The sequence below is a fragment of the Caulobacter sp. P4_E5 genome (assembly GCF_056401555.1).
The window spans coordinates 15,301-38,379 of record NZ_JBFUJD010000022.1 but is presented as its reverse complement, the minus strand read 5'-3'; the positions used below and the strand labels follow the sequence as shown (position 1 = coordinate 38,379).

The 23,079-nt window shown below is 66.5% G+C and carries 21 protein-coding genes and 1 pseudogene; 10 read left to right on the top strand and 12 right to left on the bottom strand.

What is annotated here, in order from left to right; genetic code table 11:
- Positions 1-3 precede the first annotated feature (3 nt).
- Both AC1DSO_RS09475 and AC1DSO_RS09470 read right to left on the bottom strand, forming a co-directional pair.
- Positions 4-636 (bottom strand): hypothetical protein, encoded by a 633-nt coding sequence (locus AC1DSO_RS09475; RefSeq protein ID WP_477068579.1) that lies wholly within the window; start codon positions 634-636, stop codon positions 4-6.
- A gap of 131 nt (positions 637-767) precedes the next feature.
- Positions 768-2,966 (bottom strand): 3-hydroxyacyl-CoA dehydrogenase NAD-binding domain-containing protein, encoded by a 2,199-nt coding sequence (locus AC1DSO_RS09470; RefSeq protein ID WP_477068578.1) that lies wholly within the window; start codon positions 2,964-2,966, stop codon positions 768-770.
- Positions 2,967-2,983: 17 nt separating this feature from the next.
- On the opposite strand from AC1DSO_RS09470, the pseudogene AC1DSO_RS09465 reads away from it, so the two are divergent.
- Positions 2,984-3,085, top strand: a pseudogene (locus tag AC1DSO_RS09465) (hypothetical protein); the annotation flags it as partial.
- 8 nt (positions 3,086-3,093) lie between these two features.
- Here the strand turns inward: AC1DSO_RS09465 and AC1DSO_RS09460 are convergent.
- The 5 genes from AC1DSO_RS09460 to AC1DSO_RS09440 form a co-directional block, all read right to left on the bottom strand.
- Entirely contained in the window at positions 3,094-4,299 is a 1,206-nt protein-coding gene (locus AC1DSO_RS09460) for an acetyl-CoA C-acetyltransferase (protein ID WP_477068577.1), read from the bottom strand.
- 67 nt (positions 4,300-4,366) lie between these two features.
- On the bottom strand, positions 4,367-4,750 hold the full coding sequence (locus AC1DSO_RS09455; RefSeq protein ID WP_477068576.1) for a hypothetical protein: 384 nt from the start codon (positions 4,748-4,750) through the stop codon (positions 4,367-4,369).
- The gene (locus AC1DSO_RS09450) at positions 4,747-5,910 is read right to left on the bottom strand and encodes an acyl-CoA dehydrogenase family protein (RefSeq protein ID WP_477068575.1); all 1,164 of its coding nucleotides are present in this window, start codon (positions 5,908-5,910) and stop codon (positions 4,747-4,749) included. The genes AC1DSO_RS09455 and AC1DSO_RS09450 overlap by 4 nt, the downstream gene beginning before the upstream one ends.
- Before the next feature lie 2 nt (positions 5,911-5,912).
- Positions 5,913-7,706: an acyl-CoA dehydrogenase C-terminal domain-containing protein gene (locus AC1DSO_RS09445; protein WP_477068574.1), complete on the bottom strand. Its 1,794-nt coding sequence runs from the start codon at positions 7,704-7,706 to the stop codon at positions 5,913-5,915.
- 90 nt (positions 7,707-7,796) lie between these two features.
- On the bottom strand, positions 7,797-8,276 hold the full coding sequence (locus tag AC1DSO_RS09440; RefSeq protein ID WP_047413719.1) for a MerR family transcriptional regulator: 480 nt from the start codon (positions 8,274-8,276) through the stop codon (positions 7,797-7,799).
- A 196-nt stretch (positions 8,277-8,472) separates the two neighbouring features.
- Here AC1DSO_RS09440 and AC1DSO_RS09435 point away from each other — a divergent pair, with 196 nt between their 5' ends.
- A complete protein-coding gene (locus tag AC1DSO_RS09435) occupies positions 8,473-9,117 on the top strand; it encodes a S24 family peptidase (RefSeq protein ID WP_477068573.1) in 645 nt (214 codons plus the stop codon).
- 18 nt (positions 9,118-9,135) lie between these two features.
- Here AC1DSO_RS09435 and AC1DSO_RS09430 read toward each other — a convergent pair whose 3' ends face one another.
- The gene (locus AC1DSO_RS09430; RefSeq protein ID WP_047413717.1) at positions 9,136-9,345 is read right to left on the bottom strand and encodes a hypothetical protein; all 210 of its coding nucleotides are present in this window, start codon (positions 9,343-9,345) and stop codon (positions 9,136-9,138) included.
- A gap of 225 nt (positions 9,346-9,570) precedes the next feature.
- Positions 9,571-11,229 (bottom strand): lysine--tRNA ligase, encoded by a 1,659-nt coding sequence (locus tag AC1DSO_RS09425; protein WP_477068572.1) that lies wholly within the window; start codon positions 11,227-11,229, stop codon positions 9,571-9,573.
- A 198-nt stretch (positions 11,230-11,427) separates the two neighbouring features.
- Here AC1DSO_RS09425 and AC1DSO_RS09420 point away from each other — a divergent pair, with 198 nt between their 5' ends.
- Complete coding sequence (locus tag AC1DSO_RS09420) at positions 11,428-11,850, top strand: helix-turn-helix domain-containing protein (protein ID WP_477068571.1); 423 nt, start codon at positions 11,428-11,430, stop codon at positions 11,848-11,850.
- A gap of 7 nt (positions 11,851-11,857) precedes the next feature.
- On the opposite strand, the gene AC1DSO_RS09415 is transcribed toward AC1DSO_RS09420, so the two are convergent.
- A complete protein-coding gene (locus AC1DSO_RS09415) occupies positions 11,858-12,736 on the bottom strand; it encodes an isoaspartyl peptidase/L-asparaginase family protein (RefSeq protein ID WP_477068570.1) in 879 nt (292 codons plus the stop codon).
- Positions 12,737-12,806: 70 nt separating this feature from the next.
- Here AC1DSO_RS09415 and AC1DSO_RS09410 point away from each other — a divergent pair, with 70 nt between their 5' ends.
- From AC1DSO_RS09410 to AC1DSO_RS09390, 5 genes are all read left to right on the top strand, one after another.
- Complete coding sequence (locus tag AC1DSO_RS09410; RefSeq protein WP_477068569.1) at positions 12,807-13,805, top strand: NADPH:quinone oxidoreductase family protein; 999 nt, start codon at positions 12,807-12,809, stop codon at positions 13,803-13,805.
- Positions 13,806-13,907: 102 nt separating this feature from the next.
- Positions 13,908-14,822 carry a WecB/TagA/CpsF family glycosyltransferase gene (locus tag AC1DSO_RS09405; protein ID WP_477068568.1) on the top strand — a complete coding sequence of 305 codons (915 nt, stop codon included), beginning with the start codon at positions 13,908-13,910 and terminating at the stop codon, positions 14,820-14,822.
- 77 nt (positions 14,823-14,899) lie between these two features.
- Positions 14,900-15,091, top strand: coding sequence for a hypothetical protein (locus tag AC1DSO_RS09400; protein ID WP_477068567.1), 192 nt, complete (start codon positions 14,900-14,902; stop codon positions 15,089-15,091).
- Between the two features lie 103 nt (positions 15,092-15,194).
- Positions 15,195-16,085: an SDR family NAD(P)-dependent oxidoreductase gene (locus AC1DSO_RS09395; RefSeq protein WP_477068566.1), complete on the top strand. Its 891-nt coding sequence runs from the start codon at positions 15,195-15,197 to the stop codon at positions 16,083-16,085.
- Positions 16,082-16,975 (top strand): DMT family transporter, encoded by an 894-nt coding sequence (locus AC1DSO_RS09390; RefSeq protein WP_477068565.1) that lies wholly within the window; start codon positions 16,082-16,084, stop codon positions 16,973-16,975. The genes AC1DSO_RS09395 and AC1DSO_RS09390 overlap by 4 nt, the downstream gene beginning before the upstream one ends.
- On the opposite strand, the gene AC1DSO_RS09385 is transcribed toward AC1DSO_RS09390, so the two are convergent.
- Both AC1DSO_RS09385 and AC1DSO_RS09380 read right to left on the bottom strand, forming a co-directional pair.
- Positions 16,963-17,949, bottom strand: coding sequence for an NAD-dependent epimerase/dehydratase family protein (locus AC1DSO_RS09385; protein WP_477068564.1), 987 nt, complete (start codon positions 17,947-17,949; stop codon positions 16,963-16,965). The two genes, AC1DSO_RS09390 and AC1DSO_RS09385, sit on opposite strands and share 13 nt — an antisense overlap.
- 3 nt (positions 17,950-17,952) lie before the next feature.
- Positions 17,953-19,260 carry a UDP-glucose dehydrogenase family protein gene (locus AC1DSO_RS09380; RefSeq protein ID WP_477068563.1) on the bottom strand — a complete coding sequence of 436 codons (1,308 nt, stop codon included), beginning with the start codon at positions 19,258-19,260 and terminating at the stop codon, positions 17,953-17,955.
- Positions 19,261-19,460: 200 nt separating this feature from the next.
- Between AC1DSO_RS09380 and galE the strand changes: the two genes are divergently transcribed.
- Together galE and AC1DSO_RS09370 are read left to right on the top strand one after the other, a co-directional pair.
- Positions 19,461-20,444, top strand: coding sequence for a UDP-glucose 4-epimerase GalE (gene galE, locus AC1DSO_RS09375; RefSeq protein WP_477068562.1), 984 nt, complete (start codon positions 19,461-19,463; stop codon positions 20,442-20,444).
- An 81-nt stretch (positions 20,445-20,525) separates the two neighbouring features.
- Positions 20,526-23,009 carry a bifunctional diguanylate cyclase/phosphodiesterase gene (locus tag AC1DSO_RS09370; protein WP_477068607.1) on the top strand — a complete coding sequence of 828 codons (2,484 nt, stop codon included), beginning with the start codon at positions 20,526-20,528 and terminating at the stop codon, positions 23,007-23,009.
- The last annotated feature ends 70 nt before the right edge of the window (positions 23,010-23,079 follow it).

Genomic DNA, 23,079 nt, shown 5'->3' with positions numbered 1-23,079 from the left:
GCGTCAGTCGTCCCAGCCCTTGCGCTTCTTCTTCTTGCCCAGGGCGAAGATGCCCGGATAGGGGCCCTTGCCGATGCGGTAGAGGCACCAGTCGTCGTCCTTGGCGCAGTCGCCGTCGAAGGCGGCCTTCTTGTCCGGATCGATGGCCGCGTACATCGGGGCGGTGCGCGAGCGCAGGCCGTCGGCTTCGGCGCAGGCGGCCTTTTCGGCCTTGGTCAGGGCCGCGGTCTTCTCGTGCCGACAGCCCAGGCTGCCGCGCAGGCTTTCGCGGGTGGCGTCGCTCTCCTCGACCAGCTTGCGGGCGGTGAAGCCGGGCGGGGCGACGATGGCGGGAGGGCCCGTCGGTTTCGCAGCGGGCGAAGCCGGAACGCTGACCGGTGGCGGCGGCGTCGGAAGATTGCGGACGGTCCGGGTGGGTGCAACCGGCGCAGGCGTCGGCGGCGCGGCGGCGCGGTTCGGGGGCGCGTCCAGTAATTCCGCCTCGATGACCGGCGGCTCGACCAACTGCGGCATCCAGTGCGCGCCAGAAACCAAGGCCAGCAGCACCACGACGTGGGCGGCCGTTGCCAGGGCCAGGATCGCCAGATCCCGCCGCGTGGGCCGTCGCCAAGTTCCGCTGGCGATCGCCGTACTCATACTGCCTCCGGGCGCCCCGCGCCGAGATGTCGGTAGCCGTGGGATGCGGCGCAAGCGTGGCCATCTCGGATGAAAAAAGGGCCCGGCGTCGCCGCCAGGCCCCTTCCTTGTTTCGGCGATGAAGTCGGAGCCTATGCCGCCGCCTTCTCCTTGACGCCGAAGCGGCCATAGAAGGTCTCGCCCTTCTCGGCCATTTCACGCAGCAGGGCCGGCGGCGCGAAGCGCTTGCCGTACTGCTGAGCCAGGCGGTCGCAGGTCTCGACGAAGGCCTTTGTACCAAGGCCGTCGATCAGGCTGATCGGGCCGCCGGTCCAGGGCGCGAAGCCCCAGCCCAGGATGGCGCCGACATCGGCTTCGCGCGGATCGACGACGACGCCTTCCTCGAAGCAGCGCGCGGCCTCGACGGCCTGACGGTAGAGCAGGCGGGTGCGGATCTCCTGGATCAGCGCCTGGTCGGCGTCGGTGGTCGTCACCGGGGCGAGGTCGGCGAGGCCCTTCCACAGGGTCTTTTGGCCGCCTTCCGGATAGTCGTAGAAGCCCTTGCCGTTCTTGCGGCCCAGACGGCCCAGCTCGACGACCATCTTCTCCAGAACCGGAGCGAACGGACGCTCTTCGTACTTGTCGCCGAGGTCCTTCTTGGTCTGTTCGCCAATCTTGTAGGAGAGGTCCAGGGCGACGTCGTCGTTCATCTCCAGCGGGCCGCGCGGCATGCCGGTGGCGCGGCCGACATTGTCGATGATGGCGGGCGCGATGCCCTCGGCCATCATTTCCAGGCCTTCCTGCACGAAGGTGCCGAAGCAGCGCGACGTGTAGAAGCCGCGGCTGTCGTTGACGACGATCGGGGTCTTCTTGATCTTCAGGACGTAGTCGATCGACTTGGCGAGGGCCTCCTGCGAGGTTTGTTCGCCCATGATGATCTCGACCAGGCCCATCTTGTCGACCGGCGAGAAGAAGTGGATGCCGATGAACGAAGCCGGACGAACCGAGGCCTTGGCCAGGCCGGTGATCGGCAAGGTCGAGGTGTTGGAGCCGAAGATGGCGGTGTCGGCCAGCTGGGCCTCGGCCTTCTTGGTCACCTCGGCCTTGACCTCGCGGTTCTCGAACACGGCCTCGATGACGAGGTCGCTGCCCTTGACCTGATCGTAGTCGGCGGTCGGGTGGATCAGGGCGAGAATGGCGTCACCCTTCTCCTGGGTCATCTTCCCACGCGATACGGCCTTCTTGACCAGGCCCTCGGCGTAGCTCTTGCCCTTGTCGGCGGCTTCCTGGGTCTGGTCGATCAGGACGGTCTCGATGCCGGCCATGGCTTGGACATAGGCGACGCCCGCGCCCATCATGCCGGCGCCCAGGACGGCGACCTTCTTGACGTCGTAGTGCGGGACATTGGCCGGACGGCCCGAACCCTTGCCCAGCTCCTGCAGCGACAGGAACAGGGTGCGGATCATGCCCTTGGCCTGGGGCGACATCATCGTCTTCAGGAAGTAGCGAGTCTCGATGCGGATGGCCGCGTCGAACGGCACCTGCAGGCCTTCATAGACCGCCTTCATGATGTTCAGCTGGGCGGGATAATTGCCATAGGTCTGCTTGCGCAGCATGGCGTTGCCCATGATGAAGACCTGGCTGCCGGTCGGGGTGTAGGGGCCGCCGCCAGGCAGTTTGAAGTCCTTCTTGTCCCACGGCGCGACGGCGTCACCCTTGGTCTTGACCCAGGTCTTGGCGGCCTCGACTTCGGTCCCGGCCGGGACGACCTCGTGGACGACCTTGAAGCCCAGGGCCTCGGCCGGCTTCATCGACTTGCCTTCCAGCAGGTACGGCGCGGCGGCCATCACGCCCATCAGGCGCGGCAGACGCTGGGTGCCGCCGGCGCCAGGCAGCAGGCCGACCTTGGCCTCTGGCAGGGCCAACTGGATCTTCGGATTGTCGGCCACGACGCGATAGTGACAGGCGAGCGTCATCTCAAGACCGCCGCCCATGGCCAGGCCGTTGATCGCCGCGGCGACCGGCTTGCCGCAGGTTTCCAGGGCGCGGAACGCCTTGTTCAGGGCGAAGCCGGCGTCGAAGGTCGCCTTCAGGTCGCCGCCCCCCGCAAGGCCATTTGGGCCGCCCTCGGCCCCGCCCAGTTCACCCAGGTCGGCGCCGGCGCAGAAGCCGGTCGTCTTGCCCGAGGTGATGACCGCGCCCTTGATGGCCGCGTCCGACTTGATGGTCTCGACCACCTCGCCGATTTCCTTGATGACCGAAGCGGTCAGGGTGTTCATCGAACGGCCGGGCACGTCGAAGGTGACCAGGGCCACGCCGTCGGAATCGACCTCGATCTTGAAGTTTTCCATGGGGATTCTTCCTCAGAATTCGATGCCATCCCGGCCGTAGCGCAGCGGAGAGCCGGGACCGCGGCAAGCTCAGAGCTTCCGGCGGTCCCGGATCGGCCCTTCGGGCCGTCCGGGATGACAGGTTAAATCAGACGCGTTCGATGACTGTGGCGGTGCCCATGCCGGCGCCGACGCACAGGGTGATCAGGGCGGTTTCCTTGTCCGAGCGCTCCAGCTCATCGAGGACGGTGCCCAGGATCATCGCGCCGGTGGCGCCCAACGGGTGGCCCATGGCGATGGCGCCGCCGTTCACGTTCATCTTGTCGTGCGGGATGTCGAGCGCCTGCATCATGCGCAGCACGACGGCGGCGAAGGCTTCGTTCAGCTCGTAGAGGTCGATGTCCTTGACCTCCATGCCGAGCCGCTTGAGCAGCTTCTCGGTGACCAGCGAGGGTCCGGTCAGCATGATCGAAGGCTCCGAGCCGATCGAGGCCGCGCCCTTGATGCGGGCGCGGGGCTTCAGGCCCAGGGCCTCGCCCATTTCCTTGGTGCCGATCAGCACGCCGGCGGCGCCGTCGACAATGCCCGAGCTGTTGCCGGCGTGGTGGACGTGATTGACCTTTTCCACCTGCGGATAGCGCTGGGTGACCACCGCGTCGAAGGCCATTTCGCCCATGCCGGTGAACGAGGCGTTCAGCGAGGCCAGGGTCTGCATGGTGGTCGCGCCGCGCACGGTTTCGTCGTGGTCCAGGATGGTCAGACCCAGCTGGTCCTTCACCGGCACGACCGACTTCTTGAAGCGCCCATCGGCCCACGAGGCCGCGGCGCGCTTCTGGCTCTCGACGGCATAGGCGTCGACGTCGTCGCGGCTGAAGCCATAGAGGGTGGCGATCAGGTCGGCCGAAACGCCTTGCGGGGCGAAATAGGTCTTGAAGGCCGAGGACGGGTCGGTTGGCCAGGCGCCGCCGTCGCTGCCCATCGGCACGCGGCTCATGCTTTCGACACCGCCGCCGATGGCGAGATTGGCCTCGCCCGAAGCGACCTTGGCGGCGGCCATGTTCACGGCTTCCAGACCCGAGGCGCAGAAGCGGTTGATCTGCACGCCAGCGACGCTCTCGGCGTAGTCGGCGGTCAGGACGGCGGTGCGGGCGATGTCGCTGCCTTGCTCGCCGACCGGAGCCACGCAGCCCAGGACGACGTCGTCGACCTTGGAGGTGTCCAGGCCGTTTCGGTCGCGCAGGGCTTCCAGGACCTGGGTGGCCAGCGACAGGGCGGTGATCTCGTGCAGAGAGCCGTCCTTCTTGCCCTTGCCGCGCGGTGTGCGCACGGTGTCGTAGATGTAAGCGTCAGCCATGGACTGGCTCCTTCCTGCGAAGCGTTGTTCGTGTCGTTGATCGGCGGCCGGGGAAGCCGGCGCGCCGTTATTGTTTCCAGTTGCCGATCGGGTACTTGCCGATGGGCTCGCACGCCAGGCCGCGGGCCGAGGCCTTGGCGCGGTAGTAGAGGCGCGAACCGAACTCAGGCGGCGGCAGCGAGCAGGCGGTGAAGCCCGAGGTCGTGACCTCCAGCTTCCACTCGGCGATCTTGGAGCGCAGCAGGGTCTGGCAGACGTCCTTGCCCGGCGGCTGCAGCGGCAGCTTGAATGCGCCCGGCTGCGGTCGCTTGCCGACCAACTCGCCGGAGAAGGTCAGCGGACGAGGCCCCGGGGCGGCGCGCACGCAAACCACGGCCGAGCGGGCGTCTTGCGCGGGCGGCTGAGCGGCGGCAGGGCCGGCCAGCAGGGCGATGAGCGGAAGTAGGATCACAGCGTCCTCGCGATCAGAAGTTTCATGATCTCGTTCGTGCCGCCGTAGATGCGCTGGACGCGGCTGTCCTTGTACATGCGCGCGATCGGGTACTCGTTCATGAAGCCGTAGCCGCCGAACAGCTGCAGGCAGCGGTCGACGATCTTGTTCTCCAGGTCCGTGACCCAGTACTTGGCCATCGAGGCGGTGGCGGCGTCCAGCTTGCCGTCCAGATGCTGGCCGATGCAGTGGTTGACGAAGACCTTGGCCACGGTCGCCTCGGTCTTGCACTCGGCCAGGACGAATTGGGTATTCTGGAAGTCGATGATCGCCCTACCGAACGCCTGGCGCTCCTTGACGTAGGCGATGGTCAGCTCCAGGGCCCGTTCGATCGTCGCCATGCCCTGCACGGCGATGTTCAGCCGCTCCTGCGGCAACTGGCCCATCAGCTGGAAGAAGCCCTGGCCCTCGTCGACGCCCAGCAGGTTCTCGGTGGGGATCTTCACGTCGTTGAAGAACAGTTCCGAGGTGTCCTGGGCCTCGTGACCCAGCTTGTCGAGGTTGCGGCCGCGCTCGAAGCCTTCGGTCCCATCGGTTTCGACAACCAGCAAAGACACACCACGCGCCCCGAGAGTCGCATCGGTCTTGGCGACCACGATGACCAGGTTGGCGGTCTGGCCATTGGTGATGAAAGTCTTGGAGCCGTTCAGGACGTACTGGTTGCCGGCCTTCTTGGCGGTGGTCTTGACGCCTTGCAAATCCGAACCGGCGCCCGGCTCGGTCATGGCGATGGCGCCGACCAGCTCGCCGGTGGCCAGGCGCGGCAGCCAGCGCCGCTTCTGCTCTTCCGTGCCGTAGTGGACGATGTACGGCATGACGATGGCGTTGTGCAGGCTGGCGCCAAAGCCATCGACGCCCTTCTTGCCCAACTGGTCCATCAGCACGACCTCGTGCCGATAGTCGCCGCCGGCCCCGCCGTATTCTTCGGGCGTGGAGAGGCCGAGCAGGCCGGCCGCTCCCGCCTTGGTCCACATGTCGCGGTCGACGCAATGGTTCTTGCGCCAAGTCGCGACCGTGGATTCAGGGGCGTGCTCGTCGAAGAACTTGCCCACCGCGTCCTCGAAGATCGCGATGTCTTCCTCGGCCATGAAGGCGGGTTTTTCGACGGCGAGCACGCCCATGATCAGAAGGCCTCCGCGGGCAGGGCCATCAAGGTGGCCGAGCCGGTCTTCAGCTTGGCCAGATGAGCCCCGGCGTCGGGCAGGATGCGTTCGATGAAGTAGCGGCCGGTGACCAGCTTGGTCGTGAAGAACGGGTCGGACGAGCCGGCCGCGATCTTGGCGTTGGCCGCCTTGGCCATCAGCGCCCACATGTACGCCAGGCCGGTCAGGCCGAAGAGGTGCATGTAGTCGGTCGAGGCCGCGCCGGCGTTGTCGGGGTTCTGCAGGCCGTTCTGCATCAGCCACATCGTGCCGTCCTGCAGCTGGGCCTTCACGCCCGCCAGCGCTTCGATGAAGGGCTTCAGCGCCTCGTCGCCATCGTTCTCGCCGATGAACTGGTCGATTTCCTGGAAGAAGGTCATGACCGCGCGGCCGCCCTTGGAGGCCAGCTTGCGGCCGACCAGGTCCAGGGCTTGAACGCCGTTGGTGCCCTCGTAGATCAGAGCGATGCGGCAGTCGCGCATGAACTGACTGACCGGAAAGTGCTCGGTGAAGCCGCTGCCGCCGTGCACCTGCACCGCGTTCGAGCAGACCTGGAAGCCCTTGTCGGTCAGGTAGCCCTTCAGCACCGGCGTCATCAGGCCCATATAGTCCGAGGACTTTTCGCGGACGGCCTCGTCGGGATGGACGTGCGACAGGTCGCCGTGCAGGGCGGTCCAGAACAGGAAGGCGCGACCCCCTTCGATCAAGGCCCTGCTTTCCAGCAGCATTCGGCGGACGTCCGGGTGGACAATGATCGGATCGGCGGGGCCGTCGGCGTTCTTCGGGCCGGTCAGCGAGCGGCCTTGCAGGCGGTCCTTGGCGAAGGCGGCGGCGGCCTGGTAGGCGGCTTCGCCTTGGGCCACGCCCTGCATGCCGACGCCCAGGCGGGCCTCGTTCATCATGACGAACATGATCTTGAGGCCCGAATTCTCCTCGCCGATCAGATAGCCCTCGGCGTCGTCGTACTGCATGACGCAGGTGGCGTTGCCGTGAATGCCCATCTTCTCTTCCAGGCCGACGCACTTGACGCCCTGGTTGCGGTCGCCGACCGAGCCGTCCGGCTTGGGGAAGAACTTCGGCACGATGAACAGGCTGATGCCCTTCACGCCGGCCGGGGCGCCTTCGATGCGGGCCAGCACCAGGTGGATAATGTTGTCCGACATGTCGTGCTCGCCGGCCGAGATCCAGATCTTCTGGCCGGTGATGCGATAGCTGCCGTCGGCCTGCGGGACCGCCTTGGTGCGCAGCAGGCCCAGGTCCGTGCCGCAATGCGGTTCGGTCAGGTTCATGGTGCCGGTCCATTCACCGGTGACCATCTTGGGCAGATAGACCTGCTTCTGCTCGTCCGTGCCGCCGGTATGGATGGCCGAATAGGCGCCGTGCGCCAGGCCCGGATACATCGAGAAGGCCATGTTGGCCGAGCTCGACATCTCGCTGAAGGCCAGGTTGACGACGTGCGGCAAGCCTTGGCCGCCATAGGCGGGGTCCGAGCCAAGGCCGGTCCAGCCGCCTTCGCACAGCTGTTTGTAGGCGTTCTTGAAGCCCGGCGGCGTGGTGACGACGTTGGTCGCCGGATCCAGCTTGCAGCCGGCCTTGTCGCCGACCGCGTTCAACGGGGCCAGGACCTCGCCGGTAAACTGGGCGGCGGCCTCGAGGATCTGCTCCACGGTCTCGAACGGCGCGTCCGAGAAGCCGGGCAGGTCGCCGTGCTGATCGATGTTGAGCACGTCGCGCAGGATGAAGGCGTGATCGCGAACGGGCGGCTGATAGGTCATGAAGCGGTCCTGGCTAGGATCGGGAGGAGGAACGGATAGGCGGACGCCGATTGGGGCGTGTCTTGTCGAACGCCGGCGTCGTGAGCGGTCTTACTTGCCCAGCGTCGCTTCCGCGTGACCGTCGAGACGGGCGCGCAGCACCTGCTCGTAGTCGGCCGCGCGGGGCAGCAGGTCGGGGCGGATTTCGGCGAGGCGCTTCTCGAGGCGATTGCAGGCCTCGCGCAGCTCGATCAGGGCGTTGTCGATGTCTTCGCGCTGTTGCTCGAGCGCGTTGGCGCGTTCGCGGAACTTCTTGAGCGAGCGAGCCATCTGCGCCGCGCCTTCGTCGTTCTCGTCATAGAGGTCGAGCAGCTCGCGGATTTCCGACAGCGACAGGCCCACGCGCTTGCCGCGCAGGATCAGCTGCAGGCGGACGCGGTCCTTGTGGGAATAGACGCGGTTCAGGCCCTCGCGGGCCGGATTCAGCAGGCCCTTGTCCTCGTAGAAGCGCAGGGCGCGGGGCGTGGCTTTGAATTCGTTGCAGAGCTGGCGGATCGTAAAGGTCCGCTCGGGACGGCGCAGGTCGGCCATGGATGGAAACCTCCCGGAAAGAGGGCCCGGCTACTGCGGCCGGGCCGCTTTGGTTATCGGCGATCACCCTAAACCCGATATCGGGGAAACGTCAACGCTTACGTAAACGTCAACTTCGAAGCGGTTGATAGGTTTACTTTCCTAGACCGGAAGGCGTATTTTCCCTTTGAAGGCCGACTGCAGGAGGAGACGCCGGATGGCGACCCTTTCCCACGGCGAAATCTGGCGGGCTATCGACGCCTTGGCCGAACGTTTCGACATGACGCCCTCCGCTATGGCGCGGATGGCGGGTCTGGATCCCACCAGCTTCAACCGGTCAAAGCGCGGTTCGGCCGACCTCGACAGTCGTCCGCGCTGGCCTTCGACCGAAAGCTTAGCCAAGCTTTTGGAGGCGACCGGCGTCAATTTCTCGGAGTTCGCGGCCCTGACCGAACAGACGCCGGTGCGAGCGGCGCGTGGACGTGGCGCGCCTCTGATCGCTCTGGCGGAAGCCGGGAAGGCCGGCTTCTTCGATGAGGCGGGGATGCCCGCCGGCGCGGGCTGGGATGAGGTCGCCACGCCGGATCTCGGCAACGGCTTGTTCGCGCTGGAGGTGTCGGGCGCCGCACTGGCGCCGATCTATCGCGACGGCGACCGCCTGTTGGTCTCGCCCTCGGTCGAGCCGCGCAAGGGCGACCGGGTGGTGGCGCGGACGAATGTCGGAGAGGTGCTTGTGCGGGAGCTGGGCCGCGTGACGGCCAGGACGATCGAATTGATCGCTCTGAATCGCGCGGGCGAGGATCGTCTGCTGTCGCGGGACGAGGTCGCCTGGATCGCGCGGATCGTCTGGGTCAGCCAGTAAGGCCGACCCCAAACGACACTAGGTGCGCGGGCAGCTGGCGTGGGTGTCGAGCAGCCAGGCGATCAGCGGGCCGGCCGCCGGATCCGAGCACGAGACGTCCAGGCGATACGAAGCCCAGGTGTCATTGTGCGCGGCCTCGACGTGAGCGTCGGGGAATTGCTGGACGATTCCGCCGAGCAGAGAATCGAATTCCTGGCGGTCGGTGGGGCGAAGAGTGAACGAAGCCATTGGGCTAACCTTGATGACTAATCTTGGTTCTGATGGTCCGAGCTTAGACTCCGAAATGTGCGCAGACCCTTAATACGCAATTCAGACTTCGTTCATTTGCGGGGACATGGTGTCGCAGGTCGCGAGGATTCATCCTCTGCGCGCAAGCGTGACCGTAACGCCGCCTGACGCGGGAGCGGACGCCAGGCCGCTGCCCCACGCACGCGGCGCGGAGCAGCGGGAAGATCAGGCGAGCTTTTCTTCGATCAGCGCGATCGTCCGGTCGATGCCGAAGATCGCCGCGAACGAGCCGAAGCGCGGGCCCTGGCTCTGGCCCAGCAGCACTTCATACAGCGCTTGGAACCAGGCGCGCAGCGGGTCGAAGCCGTGGGTCTTGCCGACCTCAAACACCTCGTTCTGGATCAGCTCGGCGTCCGCGGCGTCGGCGGGCATGGCCTTCAGCTTGGCCAGCAGCTCCAACATCGCCGCGCGCTCCTGATCGGTCGGTGCGCGGAAGGTCTTCGTCGGCTTCACGAAGTCCTCGTAGTAGTTGATCGCGTAGCCGGCCAGGCGATCCAACAGCGGCTGGCTTTCGGGGCTCGCGCCCGGGATGTAGCGCGACAGGAAGCCCCAGAGGATTTCCTTGGTCGAGGCGTCGGCGGCCGAAACCAGGTTCAGCATCAGGCTGAACGACACGGGCGAGCCGTACTGTGGCGGTCGGCCCGAATGGACGTGCCAGACGGGGTTGTCCAACTGCTTGGCCGGCTCCTGGCGGTGGAATGCGTCCAGCTGCTGCAGGTACTCGTCCGTCGCCTTGGGAATGACGTCGAAATACAGCTTCTTCGCCGATTTGGGGCTCTGGAACATGTAGTACGACAGGCTCTCGGGCGCGCCGTACCGCAGCCAGTCCTCCATGGACAGGCCGTTGCCCTTGGACTTGGAAATCTTCTGGTTGTTCTCGTCCAGGAAGAGCTCGTAGTTGAAGCCTTCCGGGGGAGTCCCGCCTAGCGCCTTGCAGATCGCGCCCGAGGCCTTGACCGAGTCGATCAGGTCCTTGCCCGACATCTCGTAGTCGACGCCTAGCGCCGTCCACCGCATGGCCCAGTCGGGCTTCCACTGCATCTTCACGTGCCCGCCGGTGACCGGAACCTCGACCTTTGAGCCATCCTCGTCCTCGAAGACGATCGTGCCCTTTTCGACGTTGCGTTCCAGGGTCGGAACCTGCAGCACCTTGCCGGTGGTCGGGCTGACAGGCAGGAACGGCGAATAGGTCGCTCGGCGCTCCTCGCCCAAGGTCGGCAGCATGACCTTCTGGATGGCGTCGAAGCGCTCCAGGGCGGTCAGCAGGGTCGCGTCGAACAAGCCGCTCTTATAGCAATCGGTCGACGAGACGAATTCGTACTCGAAGCCGAAGCCATCCAGAAAGGCCCGCAGGCGGGCGTTGTTGTGAGCGCCGAAACTGTCGTGAGTGCCGAACGGATCGCGGACGACCGTCAACGGCTTGCCCAGGTCCTCGATCAGCGGCTGCTTGTTCTCGATGTTGTCGGGAACCTTGCGCAGGCCGTCCATGTCGTCGCTGAAGGCGATCAGGCGAGTCGGGATGGCGTCGTCGGTAAGCGCGCGGAACGCCGCGCGGACCATGGTCGTGCGCGCCACTTCGCCAAACGTGCCCAAGTGTGGCAGGCCGGACGGGCCGTAACCGGTCTCGAAGATCACGGCCCTGGCCAAGGCAGGATAGGCTTTGACGGCCTCGTCTGTCTTGCTAGCGTCGATCAGCGCTTTGGCCGCGTCGCGATCGGCTTGATCGGACAGGCGAACGCGCAGGAGGCGGGCGATCGTGGCGCGGGCTTGCTCAAACGGCCAGGAGCGAGCGTCGCGGGCGAGGGGGGAGAGGCCTTCAAACATGCGCGGGCGTATAAACGGTGTAAGGCTAGAGAGCTAGGGCGCGACGGCCGTGGCAGACACCGACCGACAGTACGACGGTGCGCGTGTTCGTCGGGATTCGGTAATATACCATGGAATGTTTGGTGGAACTTTGTAACCCTAGGACGAATTCATGCCGTTGGCGGTGACGCCGATGGATCGCGAGAAGGCGAAGGCGAAGTGACCTACGAGACCACTGAGGGACGGCGCTCCAACGCCGTCGATGCGCACGTCGGCGAACGCGTCCGCATGCGGCGCAAGTTGCTCGGCGTCAGCCAGGATCAACTGGCCGACAGCCTCGGCCTTACATTCCAGCAGGTCCAGAAATACGAGCGCGGGGCCAATCGGATCAGCGCCAGCAAGCTTTTCAGGATCGCCGAGATCCTGAACATCGACGTCGCCTATTTCTTCGACGGTCTCCCCGATCCGATCGAGGGCGCGGAACCGGACGGCGCCGTGGCCCATATTCACGAAGTCATGCAGGCTTTCCTGCAGACGTCGGAGGGGGTCGAACTAGCCGAGATCTTCCCCCGTGTCGCCAGCGGTCGCGTGCGGCGACAGATCCTGGACCTGGTCCGCACCATGGCCGCCGAGCAGAAATAGCCGGCGGCTAGAACGCCTCGCTGACGATCGAACCGTCCGGCAGCAGCGCCGCGCGTTTTAGTCCGCTCGAGGCGAACGGCATGGCGACCTCGCCGGTGCGATCCACGGCCACCAGTCCCCCATGGCCGCCCAGGTCCGCGACCCCCTGGATCGCCGCGCGCGCGGCGTCCTCCAGCCGCTCGCCGCCGAAGCGGACTCGATGGGCGATCTGGGCCGCGACGGCGGTGCGGATGAAGTACTCGCCCTGGCCGGTGCACGAGACCGCCGCATGCGCGTCCGCCCAGGCGCCCGCTCCAATGATCGGGCTGTCGCCGACCCGGCCGGGCCGCTTGCCGAACACGCCGGCCGTCGAGGTGGCGGCGGCCAGGCGGCCTTCCGCGTCGCGCACCACGCAGCCGACCGTGCCGGTGGGCAAGGCGCTAGGGGGGTGATTGTCCTCGAAGGCTCCGGCGCGGGTGAACCACGCCTCGGGGTCCTCGACGGCCTCAAGGCCCTGCTCGCGAGCGAACGCGGTGGCGCCCTGGCCGGCCAGCATGACGTGCGGCGTCTGTTCCATCACGGCCCGCGCGACGAGGATCGGGCTCTTGAAGCCCTGCAAAGCGGCGACCGAGCCGGCGCGGAGGGTCGTCCCGTCCATCAGGCTGGCGTCCAGCTCGTACGCGCCGTCGGCGTTGGGCGACGCGCCCTTCCCGGCGATGTAGAGGCCGCTGGCTTCCAACCCGACCACGGTCTCGACGGCGACGTCCAGGGCGCTCGCGCCAGCGGCCAGACGGTCGCGAGCTGCCTCGATCAGGCCGCGCATATGGGTGATCTCGACGGCGTAGTCATGGCCGCGCTTGGCCCCCGCGCCGCCGTGAAGGGCGAGGCTAAAACGTTTGTTTGACATTCTGCTTCCTTGGCCAGGCGTCCCGCGCTAGCGTCCGGCCCTCTTAGTCAAGAAACCCGGGAGAGGCGAGATGAAGGCGGTGCTCAGCAAGGATGTCGGTGGACCCGAGACCCTGGTGCTGGAGGAGTTGCCCGATCCCGTCGCCGGCCCCGGCCAGGTCCTGATCGACGTCAAAGCCTGTGGGGTGAACTATCCCGACGTCCTGATCATTGAAGACAAGTACCAGTTCAAGCCGCCGCGCCCGTTCGCGCCGGGCGGCGAGGTCTCGGGCGTGATCTCGGCGGTCGGGGATGGCGTCACCCGCTTCACGGTCGGCGATCGCGTGTTGGCCTCGACCGGCTGGGGCGGCTACGCCGAGAAGCTGGCGCTGGAGGAAGCGCGCTGCACCCCCATTCCGGACAACATGCCCTTCGACGAGGCCGCGGCCTTCGTCCTGACCTACGGCACGTCCTACTACGCTCTGAAGGACCGCGGTCACGTGAAGCCCGGCGAGACCTTATTGGTGCTGGGCGCGGCCGGGGGCGTCGGCCTAGCGGCGGTCGAGCTGGGCAAGGCGATGGGGGTGCGCGTTATCGCCGCAGCCTCAAGCCAGGAGAAGATCGATCTGGCGATCAAGCACGGCGCCGACAGTGGCGTTGTCTATCCGCGCGGGCCGTTCGACAAGGACGGCCAGAAGGCCCTCGCGGAACTGTTCAAGGGCGCCTGCGGCCCCGGCGGCTGGGACGTGGCCTATGACGCCGTCGGCGGCGACTATTCCGAAGCGACCATCCGCGCCGCCGGCTGGAACGGTCGTTTCCTGGTCGTCGGCTTCCCGTCGGGAATTCCGAAAATCCCGTTGAATCTCACGCTCTTGAAATCCTGCGACCTCGTCGGTGTGTTCTGGGGCGCGGCGGTGGCGCGCGATCCCGCGGGCCACGCCCAGAACCTTCGCGAGCTGATGGATCTCTACGCCGCCGGCAAGATTCGGCCGTACGTCTCGGAGCGTTTCCCGCTCGCCCGGGCTGGCGAGGCCATTGCTCATCTGGCCAGCCGCAAGGCGATGGGTAAGGTCGTAATCACGGTTGATTGAGACGGTTACCGCCACGTGGTTAAATCTCGCTAAGTATTCTTTTTAGCAAAACAAACAGGACATTTGCGCAGAGTGCCTCCGAGACTAGGAGACTCTGCGACGATGTTCGTCCAACAAGTGCAGAGCGGCGATGCGGCTCCGGCCGTCCCGCGCCGTCCATACCGCCTGACGCGGCGTCCGGAAGAGCGCGTGCGGGTGCTTGGCGGGACCATGGACCTGGTGCGCCCCGAGGAAGTGTTTCACTTCGTCTTGGGCAAGCTGGATGCGCGTCAGAGCGCCATCGTCGCCAATCACAACCTTCACAGCCTCTATTTGGTCGGTCAGGACCATCAGATCGGCGAGTTCTATAAGGAAGCCGACCTGGTCGAGGTCGATTCCGTGCCGCTGATCTTCTGGGCGCGCTTGGTGGGAAGGGCCAGCCGACGCTTCCACCGCTGCACCTATCTGGACTGGCGCGACGATTTCTGGGCTCTGGCGACCGAGAAGAACTGGAAGGTCTTCTTCGTCGGCGGCGCGCCGGGCGTGGCCGAACAGGCGATCGAGCGGATCAAGCAGGATTGGCCGAGTGTCCAAGTCGCCAGCCACCACGGCTATTTCGACGTCAAGCAGGGCTCCGCGGAGAACACGGCGGTGGTCGAGGCCATCCGCGACTATGCCCCGGACATCGTGCTGGTCGGCATGGGCATGCCGCGGCAGGAGATCTGGACGCTGGAGAACCACAAGGCCTACGGCCCGGCCGTGACCTTCACCGTGGGGGGCGCCTTCGACTACGAAGCTGGCGTCCAGAAGGCCGCGCCGCGCTGGATGGGGCCGATGGGAATGGAGTGGCTGTACCGGCTGATGGCCGATCCGCAGCGGCTCTTCTCGCGCTACTGCATCGAGCCCTGGTCGCTGGTCGGACCAGCCTGTCGCGACGTGTCGCGCGCGCTGTCGCGGCGCCTGTCGGAAGGCGACTTGCGCGCGGCCGAGGCCGCCCATTGGGAGCAAATGCGCGCCCGTAATGAAGCGGCGCGCTAGGTTATGATGATCAAGATGGGGGCCGCGTGCGGCGAGGTCGCGAAGTTCGCGACCTGGAATAGGGGGCTGGGGGGCCGATGAGCTTGGATATCCGTATCATGACGCTGGAAGCTAACGAGCGTTCCGGCTTTACGCACCGCGCCGTCGCGGGCATGGGGCTGGTCGGCCTCGGCCTGGCGTGGGTGGTGCTGCTGGTGCCATGCATGCTGTGGCTGGCCGCCAGTCACTTGAGCCATCGGCTTCAGCCGCTGGTTCGTCGCCCGGCCTGATGCTGTTCCGGGGTCCTGAAGACCCTAGCCAACAGTTGTTTGCTCCGCGAGTATGATCGCCGATCACTGACCCAAGAAAAGTCAGGGACGCGGAGGAAACGCCATGGTCGGACGTCTGGACGGCAAGGTCGCCGTCGTCACCGGGGGCTGTTCAGGCATTGGGCTCGGAACGGTCGAACGCTTCGTGGCTGAGGGGGCGTGCGTGATCGCCGCCGACCTCCAGGCCGAGAAGGGTGAAATGCTCGAGAAGCGCTTTCCCGACCGGGTCCGCTTCTCGCATTGCGATGTCACCTCGGAAGACGACCTGGTCAAGGCCGTGGCCATGGCGGACAGCGCGTTCGGCGGGCTCGACATCCTGTTCAACAACGCCGGGCACGGCGGCACGCCCGCCGCGGTTCCCGAACTGACGGTCGAGGGTTGGGACAGGACCTTCGCCCTGTTGGTCCGTGGTCCGGCCATCGGCATGAAGCACGCCTTGCCGCTGATGCTGAAGCGCGGCGGCGGCTCGATCATCAACACTGCTTCCATCGCCGGCCTACAGGCCGGGTTCGGTCCTTTGGCCTATTCGGCGGCCAAGTCGGCGGTGATTCATATGAGTCGGTGCGCGGCGGCCGAGCTGTCGCCGCTGAAGATCCGGGTCAACGCCATCTGCCCTGGCCTGATCGCCACCTCGATCTTTGGCGCGTCCATGGGCCTGCCGCGCGAGGTCGCCGACCAGATGGCGGCGCAGATCGCTTCGATCGGTCCGAAGATCCAGCCCGTACCCAAGTCAGGCCTGCCCGAAGACATCGCCGCCGCCGCCCTCTACCTGGCCAGCGACGACTCCGCCTTCGTGACAGGGACCCACATCGTGGTCGACGGCGGCATCACCGTCGGCCCGCGCAGCGCCTGGGACAGGAACACACCCTCGCCGATCCTGGCGGCCATGGGCATCACGCCCGAACAGGCCGACCAGATGCGGGCCAGCCTGATCGCCTCCGGCGCGGCGGGGTGACTCTCACGCCGAACCTGCGCGGCGCGCTGTGGATGCTAGCCTCGGCGGTCGGCTTCACGGCGATGACCACCCTGATCAAGTTCCTCGGGCCCGGCTATCCGGCGGCTCTGCAAACCTTCTATCGGCAGTTGGCGGGCGTGCTTGTGCTATTGCCCCTGATCGCTCGCGACTGGAGGGGCGCGTTCCGAACAACCCGACCGGGCATCCTCATCTTTCGCTCCAGCGCGGGCGTGCTGGCCCTGATCATGGGGTTCTACGCCTATCAGAAGCTGCCGCTGGCCGAGGCCAACGCCCTGTCGTTCACGCGCACGCTCTGGCTCGTGCCGCTGGCCGCCTTCGTGCTGCGCGAACCGATCGGACCCTTGCGGATCGGCGCGGCCCTGGTCGGCTTCCTGGGCGCCCTGATCATGTTGCGCCCCGGAGCCGGCGGTGTCGGCGCCTGGATCGGCTGGCCTCAAGCCTGCGCCCTGATCTCGGCCTTTCTGTTCGCCCTGACCATCACCGGCATGAAGGTGATGACGCGCGACCATAGGCCGTTCGTGCTACTGGTCTACGCGGCCGTCCTAGGCTTGATCTTCGCCCTGCCACCGGCGCTGTTCGTTTGGCGATGGCCGACTTGGCCGGACCTGGCCTTGCTCGCCGCCATGGGCGTCATCGGCACCCTCACCCAAGGCGCCTATATCAAGGGCATGGAGGCTGGCGAAGCGGCGGTCATGGCGCCGATCGACTATACGCGATTGGTCTTCGCCGTTGGGGCGGGCCTGCTGCTGTTCCACGAGGTCCCCCATCGGGAGACGATCGTCGGCGCGGCGATCGTGGTGACCTCGACCCTGTTCATCTCCTGGCGCGAGCACCAGCTGGCCCAGCGGGCCGCCGCTCAACCGGCATAGGCCTTTCGCCAGTCCACGAAACGGGCCAGGCCCTCGGCCAACTTGACCTTGGGTTTGTAGCCGCAGAGCGTGCGCAGCTTGTCGATGTTGGCGAAGGTGGCCGTGACATCGCCCGGCTGCATGGGACGGAAGACCTTCTTGGCCTCGATCCCGAGAGCGAGCTCCAGCGTGGTGATCATCTCCATCAGCCCGATCGGATCGTTGTCGCCGATGTTGTAGATTTCGTGCCCGCCGCTAGCCGGCGGACGGTCGAGCACGCCCAGGATGCCGTCGACGATGTCGTCGATATAGGTGAAGTCGCGGGCCATCCGGCCCTCGCCATAGACCTCGATCGGCTCACCCTTCAGCATGCTCTCGGTGAAGCCGTAATAGGCCATGTCTGGCCGGCCCCAGGGGCCATAGACGGTGAAGAACCGCAGGCCCGACTGCGGGAAGCCGTAAAGCTTGGCGTAGCTCTGGCTCAACATCTCGCACGACCGCTTTGTGGCGGCGTAGAGCGAAACGGGACTCTCGGCCGGATCGGTCTCGCGGAACCCGTCGCCGTTCAGCGGCCGGTCGCCATAAACGCTGGACGAGCTGGCGTAGACCAGGTGCTCGACCCCGGCGTGGCGGCAGGCCTCCAGCAACGAGAGGTGTCCGGCCAGGTTGCTGCGCTCGTAGGCGAACGGATTCTCGATCGAGTAGCGGACCCCCGCCTGGGCGGCCAGATGCACGACCCGCCTGGCGCCTGAGGTCTTCACCAGCGCGGCGAGGGCCTCATGCTCGGCGATGTCCATCCGGATCATCGTGAAGCCCGGGCGACCTTCCAGCCGCGCGGCGCGCGCCGCCTTCAGGGCCGGATCGTAATAGTCGTTGAAGACGTCGACTCCGATCACCGTCTCGCCGCGATCCAGCAGGCGCTCGGCCACGTGCAGGCCGATGAAGCCCGCCGCGCCCGTCACCACTACCGGAGGGACGATGATCGGAGCCACCATCCGTCAGCCTCGGCCGATGCTGGCATAGGTGAAGCCGTGGCGGACCATCTCGCTGGGCTTGTAGACGTTGCGCAGGTCGACGACGACGGGCGCCTTCATCAGCAGCTTCAGGCGGTCCAGGTCCAGGGCGCGGAACTGGTCCCACTCGGTCAGGATCACCAGGGCGTCCGCGTGCTCGGCGGTCTCGTAGGCGCCAGCCTTGAAGTCGACGCCTGGCAGCATGTGTGCGGCTTCCTTCGCGCCTTCCGGATCGAAGGCCTGGACCTTGGCGCCCAGAGCCTGCAAGGCCGGAATGATGTCGAGGCTAGGCGCGTCGCGCATGTCGTCGGTGTTGGGCTTGAAGGTCAGGCCCAGCACGCCGATCGTCTTGCCGGCCAGATCTTCCGAGCCGATCGCCGCGGCGACCTTGCCGGCCATGGCCTTCTTGCGGTCGTCGTTGACCTGGACCGTGGTCTCGATCAGGCGCGTCGGGGCGCCGTAATCCTGAGCGGTCTTGACCAGGGCGATGGTGTCCTTCGGGAAGCAGCTGCCGCCGTAACCGGGGCCGGCGTTCAGGAACTTGCCGCCGATCCGCTTGTCCAGGCCGATGCCCTTGGCCACCTGCTGAACGTCGGCGCCCACGACTTCGCAGAGGTCGGCCATCTCGTTGATGAAGGTGATCTTCATCGCCAGGAACGCGTTGGCGGCGTACTTGATCAGCTCGCTCGTGCGGCGGCCGGTGAAGACGATCGGGGTCTCGTTCAGCGACAGCGGGCGATAGAGCTCGCGCATCACCGCCTGGGCGCGCTCGTCCTCGGAGCCAACCACGACGCGGTCGGGACGCTTGAAGTCCTCGATCGCCGCGCCTTCGCGAAGGAACTCAGGATTGGAGACCACGGCGAACTGGGCGTCGGGACGGGCCTTCTTGATGATCGCCTCGACCTCATCGCCGGTGCCGACCGGGACGGTCGATTTGGTGACGATGACGGTGAAGCCGTCGATCAGGCCGGCGATCTCCTCGGCCGCAGCGTAGACGTAGGACAGATCGGCGTGACCGTCGCCGCGGCGGGTCGGCGTGCCCACGGCGATGAACACCGCCTCGGCGTCCTTGATCGCCCGGGCGCCGTCCAGGGTGAAGGACAGGCGGCCTTCGCGGACGTTGCGGGCGACCAGATCGTCGAGACCCGGCTCGAAGATCGGGATTTCGCCGCGCTCAAGCCGCTCAATCTTGCTCGGATCCTTGTCGATGCACGTCACCACGTGCCCGAAGTCGGCGAAACACGCCCCCGACACCAAGCCCACATAACCCGTGCCAATCATCGCTACGCGCATTGAAGCATCCTGATCTCGGTCAGCGCTGTTCTACGCTCCAGCGCACCTGCCTAATCCAGCAATCGGCCCGCCGAAGCAAGTCGCGCCGCCAAAGCGCTCGTGGCGATCACGGCGAGGATGAAAGCGCCGCTTCCGTGATCTTGGACTTTCAACCCGCGCGCAAACTCGCTAGCGAGAACGATCATCGCATGAGGATCTCGATGCAGACCGTTCTGGTGGCCGGCGGGGCTGGCTATGTTGGCTCGCACACCTGCCTGGCCTTGGCCGAGGCCGGCTTTCGGCCGGTGGTCTTCGACGACCTGTCCAACGGCCATCGCGAACACGTGCAGTGGGGGCCGCTGGAAGTCGGCGACATCCGCGACGCGGCGCGCCTGGACGCTGTCTTCGCCGCCCATCGTCCGGCAGCCGTCCTGCACTTCGCCGCCCGGATCGAGGTCGGGGAGTCGGTCAAGAATCCCGGCGTCTTCTTCGACAACAATGTTGGCGGGACGATCACCCTGATCGAGGCGGCGCGGCGCGCCGGGGTCAACGCCCTGGTCTTCTCCTCGACCTGCGCCACCTTCGGCGCCCCCGTGAACCTGCCGATGAACGAGACCCATCCCCAGGCCCCGCTCAATCCCTATGGCCGCAGCAAGCTGATGGTCGAACAGGCCTTGGCCGACTACGACCGATACGTCGGTTTCAAGAGCGCGGTGATGCGCTACTTCAACGCCGCCGGCGCCGATCCGGAGGGGCGCATCGGCGAGTGGCACGAGCCTGAGACCCATGCCATCCCGCTGGCGATCCAAGTGGCTCTGGGTCAGCGGCCGCATTTCACGATCTTCGGCGATGACTATGACACCCGCGATGGCACGGCGGTGCGTGACTATGTCCACGTACTGGATCTGGCCGACGCCCACGTCTCGGCGCTCCGTCGGCTGCTGGCCGGCGGGTCGTCCGAATCCTTCAACCTCGGCACTGGCACGGGAACCACGGTGCGCGAGCTGGTCGACGGCGTCGGTCGAGCGGTCGGCAAGCCGCTTCCAGTCCAGATGGCGGCGCGGCGGCAGGGCGACGCACCGGTGCTGGTCGGGGACAACGCCAAGGCCCGCGCCGAGCTGGGTTGGAAGCCGTCGCGAGACTTGGACGTGATCTTGTCGAGCGCCTGGCGCTGGCATCAGAGCCAGGCAGACGCCGGCCGCTGATCATCAGGATGCGGGGAAGAATATTCCGCGATAGGCCTCGTCTTGGGTGGTCTGTCGCGATCCCCATTGGGGAAACGGTTTATTTGCAACTCTCGCTGTAGCTCTAGGGGATGTGACCCCTGGGGGACGTGCGTGCTCAAGTTTCTGACCTGCCTGACGACTCAGCATGATTTGCGCCTGGTGCTTGTCGCCGGCCTCGTCTGCCTCGCGGGTTGCTTCACCACCTTCCGCCTCTATTCGCGGATGCGGGGCGCCCGCGGCGTCGTGCGCGCCGCCTGGCTGCTGCTGACCGGCCTAGTCGCCGGCTCCAGTGTATGGGCCACGCATTTCATCGCCATGGTCGCCTACACGCCGGGCCTCAAGACCGGCTACAGCCCGACCGGCACCCTGCTGTCGCTGATGATCGCCGCCCTGTTCATGGCCAGCGGCTTCGCCGTCGCCTCGGCCCAGCGCTCGACCACCAATGACTTCGCCGGCGGTGTCCTGCTGGGGCTGGGCGTAGCCGCCATGCACTACACCGGCATGACGGCGTTCGTGACCCAGGGCCAGTTGATCTGGGAGCATGCGACCGTCGGCTTTTCCGCCATTCTCGGCGTCTCCGGCGCGACCGCGGCTCTGGTCGTGGCCGGCACGGCCCGGACGATGAAGCGTCAAGTGATGGGTGGCGGTCTGCTGTGCTTGGGCATCGTAGCGCTGCACTTCACCGGCATGTCGGCGATCACCATCGTACCGGACGCCTCGGTCGCCGTGCCCGAACAGCTGCTGTCGGGCGGCATGCTGACCCTGGCGGTGGTGTCGATCACCAGCATGATCATTCTCGGCGGCCTTGGCGCCGTCGCCATCGAATCTCAGACTTCGCGCTCGGCTCTCGAACGCATCCGCCGTCTGGCCAACGCCGCCTATGAAGGCCTGGTGGTGGTCCAATCGGGTTGCATCAACGACGCCAACGCCGCTTTCTGCGAGCTGGTTGGCGCGGACCTGTCGGAACTGGTCGGCCGCCCGCTGCTGGGCTCCATCCTGTCGCTCGACGACACGGCCCCCGATCGCGAAGGTGTGCGCCGCGAAGGCAAGATCCAGCCGCTCGCCGGCGGCCGCGAGATCCCGGTCGAAGTGTTCTCGCGCTTGATGGACGACGGCGCGCGCATGGAGACCTCGGGCCTGACGGTTCTGGCCGTCCGCGATTTGCGCGAACGTCGCGCGGCCGAGGAGAAGATCCGTTATCTCGCCGAGCACGACGGCCTGACCGGCCTGCCCAACCGCAATTCGCTGCAGCACCGCCTAGCCGCCGCCCTCGACCGTGTCGAGGCGTCGGGCGAGAGCCTGTCGGTTATCTGCATCGACCTTGACCATTTCAAGGAAGCCAATGACCAGCACGGCCATCTGGCCGGCGACGCCATCCTGGTCGAGACCGCCCGTCGCCTGCAATCGTCGGTTCAGGCCCCATCGTTCGCCGCGCGCCTGGGCGGCGACGAGTTCATCGTGGTCCAGGTGGCTGGCGGCGACCAGCCGACGGCGGCCGCCGAGCTTTCGGGCCGCCTGATCGAGATGCTCTCGACGCCTGTATCCCATGAGGAGCAGGAACTAGCCCTCGGCGCCAGCCTGGGCGTCAGCCTCTACCCCGATGACGGACGTACGACCGAAGCCCTGATGGCTAACGCTGACATGGCCCTGTACCGCGCCAAGGAAAGCGGCCGCGGCGTCTATCGTTTCTTCAAGCGCGAGATGGACGACACCATCCGCGAGCGCCGCAGCCTGGCCCGCGACCTGCGCCAGGGGATCGCCGATGAGGAGCTGGTCGTCCACTACCAGCCCCTGGCCCGCGCCACCGACGGCGAGGTCTGCGGCTTCGAGGCGCTGGTCCGTTGGCAACATCCGACGCGCGGCATGATCCCGCCGCTGGATTTCATTCCCGTGGCCGAGGAAAACGGCCTGATCGGCGCGCTCGGCGACTGGGTTCTGCGCCGCGCGTGCGCCGACGCCGCCGCGTGGGAGAAGCCGCTGCGCATCGCGGTCAACCTCTCGCCGCTCCAGCTGCACAATCCGGCCCTGCCTAGCCTGGTGCACGAGGTGCTGATCACCACGGGCCTGTCGCCCTCGCGTTTGGAACTGGAGATCACCGAGAGCGCCCTGTTCAAGGACTATCAGCGCGCGCTGGATAACTTGCGCCGCCTGAAAGCCTTGGGCGTGCGGATCGCCATGGACGACTTCGGCACCGGTTTCTCGTCGCTGTCGACCCTGCAGTCGTTCCCGTTCGACAAGATCAAGATCGACAAGAGCTTCGTCGAGAACATCCACCGCCACGACCGCGCCACCGTCATCGTGCGCGCCGTCCTGGGCCTGGGCCGCAGCCTGGAGATCCCGGTCGTGGCCGAGGGCGTGGAGACCGAGGAGCAGATCATCTTCCTTCGCGGCGAGAATTGCACCGAGTTGCAGGGCTACGCCATCGGTCGTCCGGCCCCGGTCGATACTCTGGACGCCTGGACCACGACCGCCGGCGTGGCTGTCGACACCGCCATGGCCAGCCCGGCCGCGGAAGCGCATCGCAAGGCCAAGCGCTCGGCCTGAGCCTCGGCCGCAGATCGGACGTTGGCGGCGCCAGGAAGTTGGTGTTCCATGATGCGTTCGGCGTAGGCCA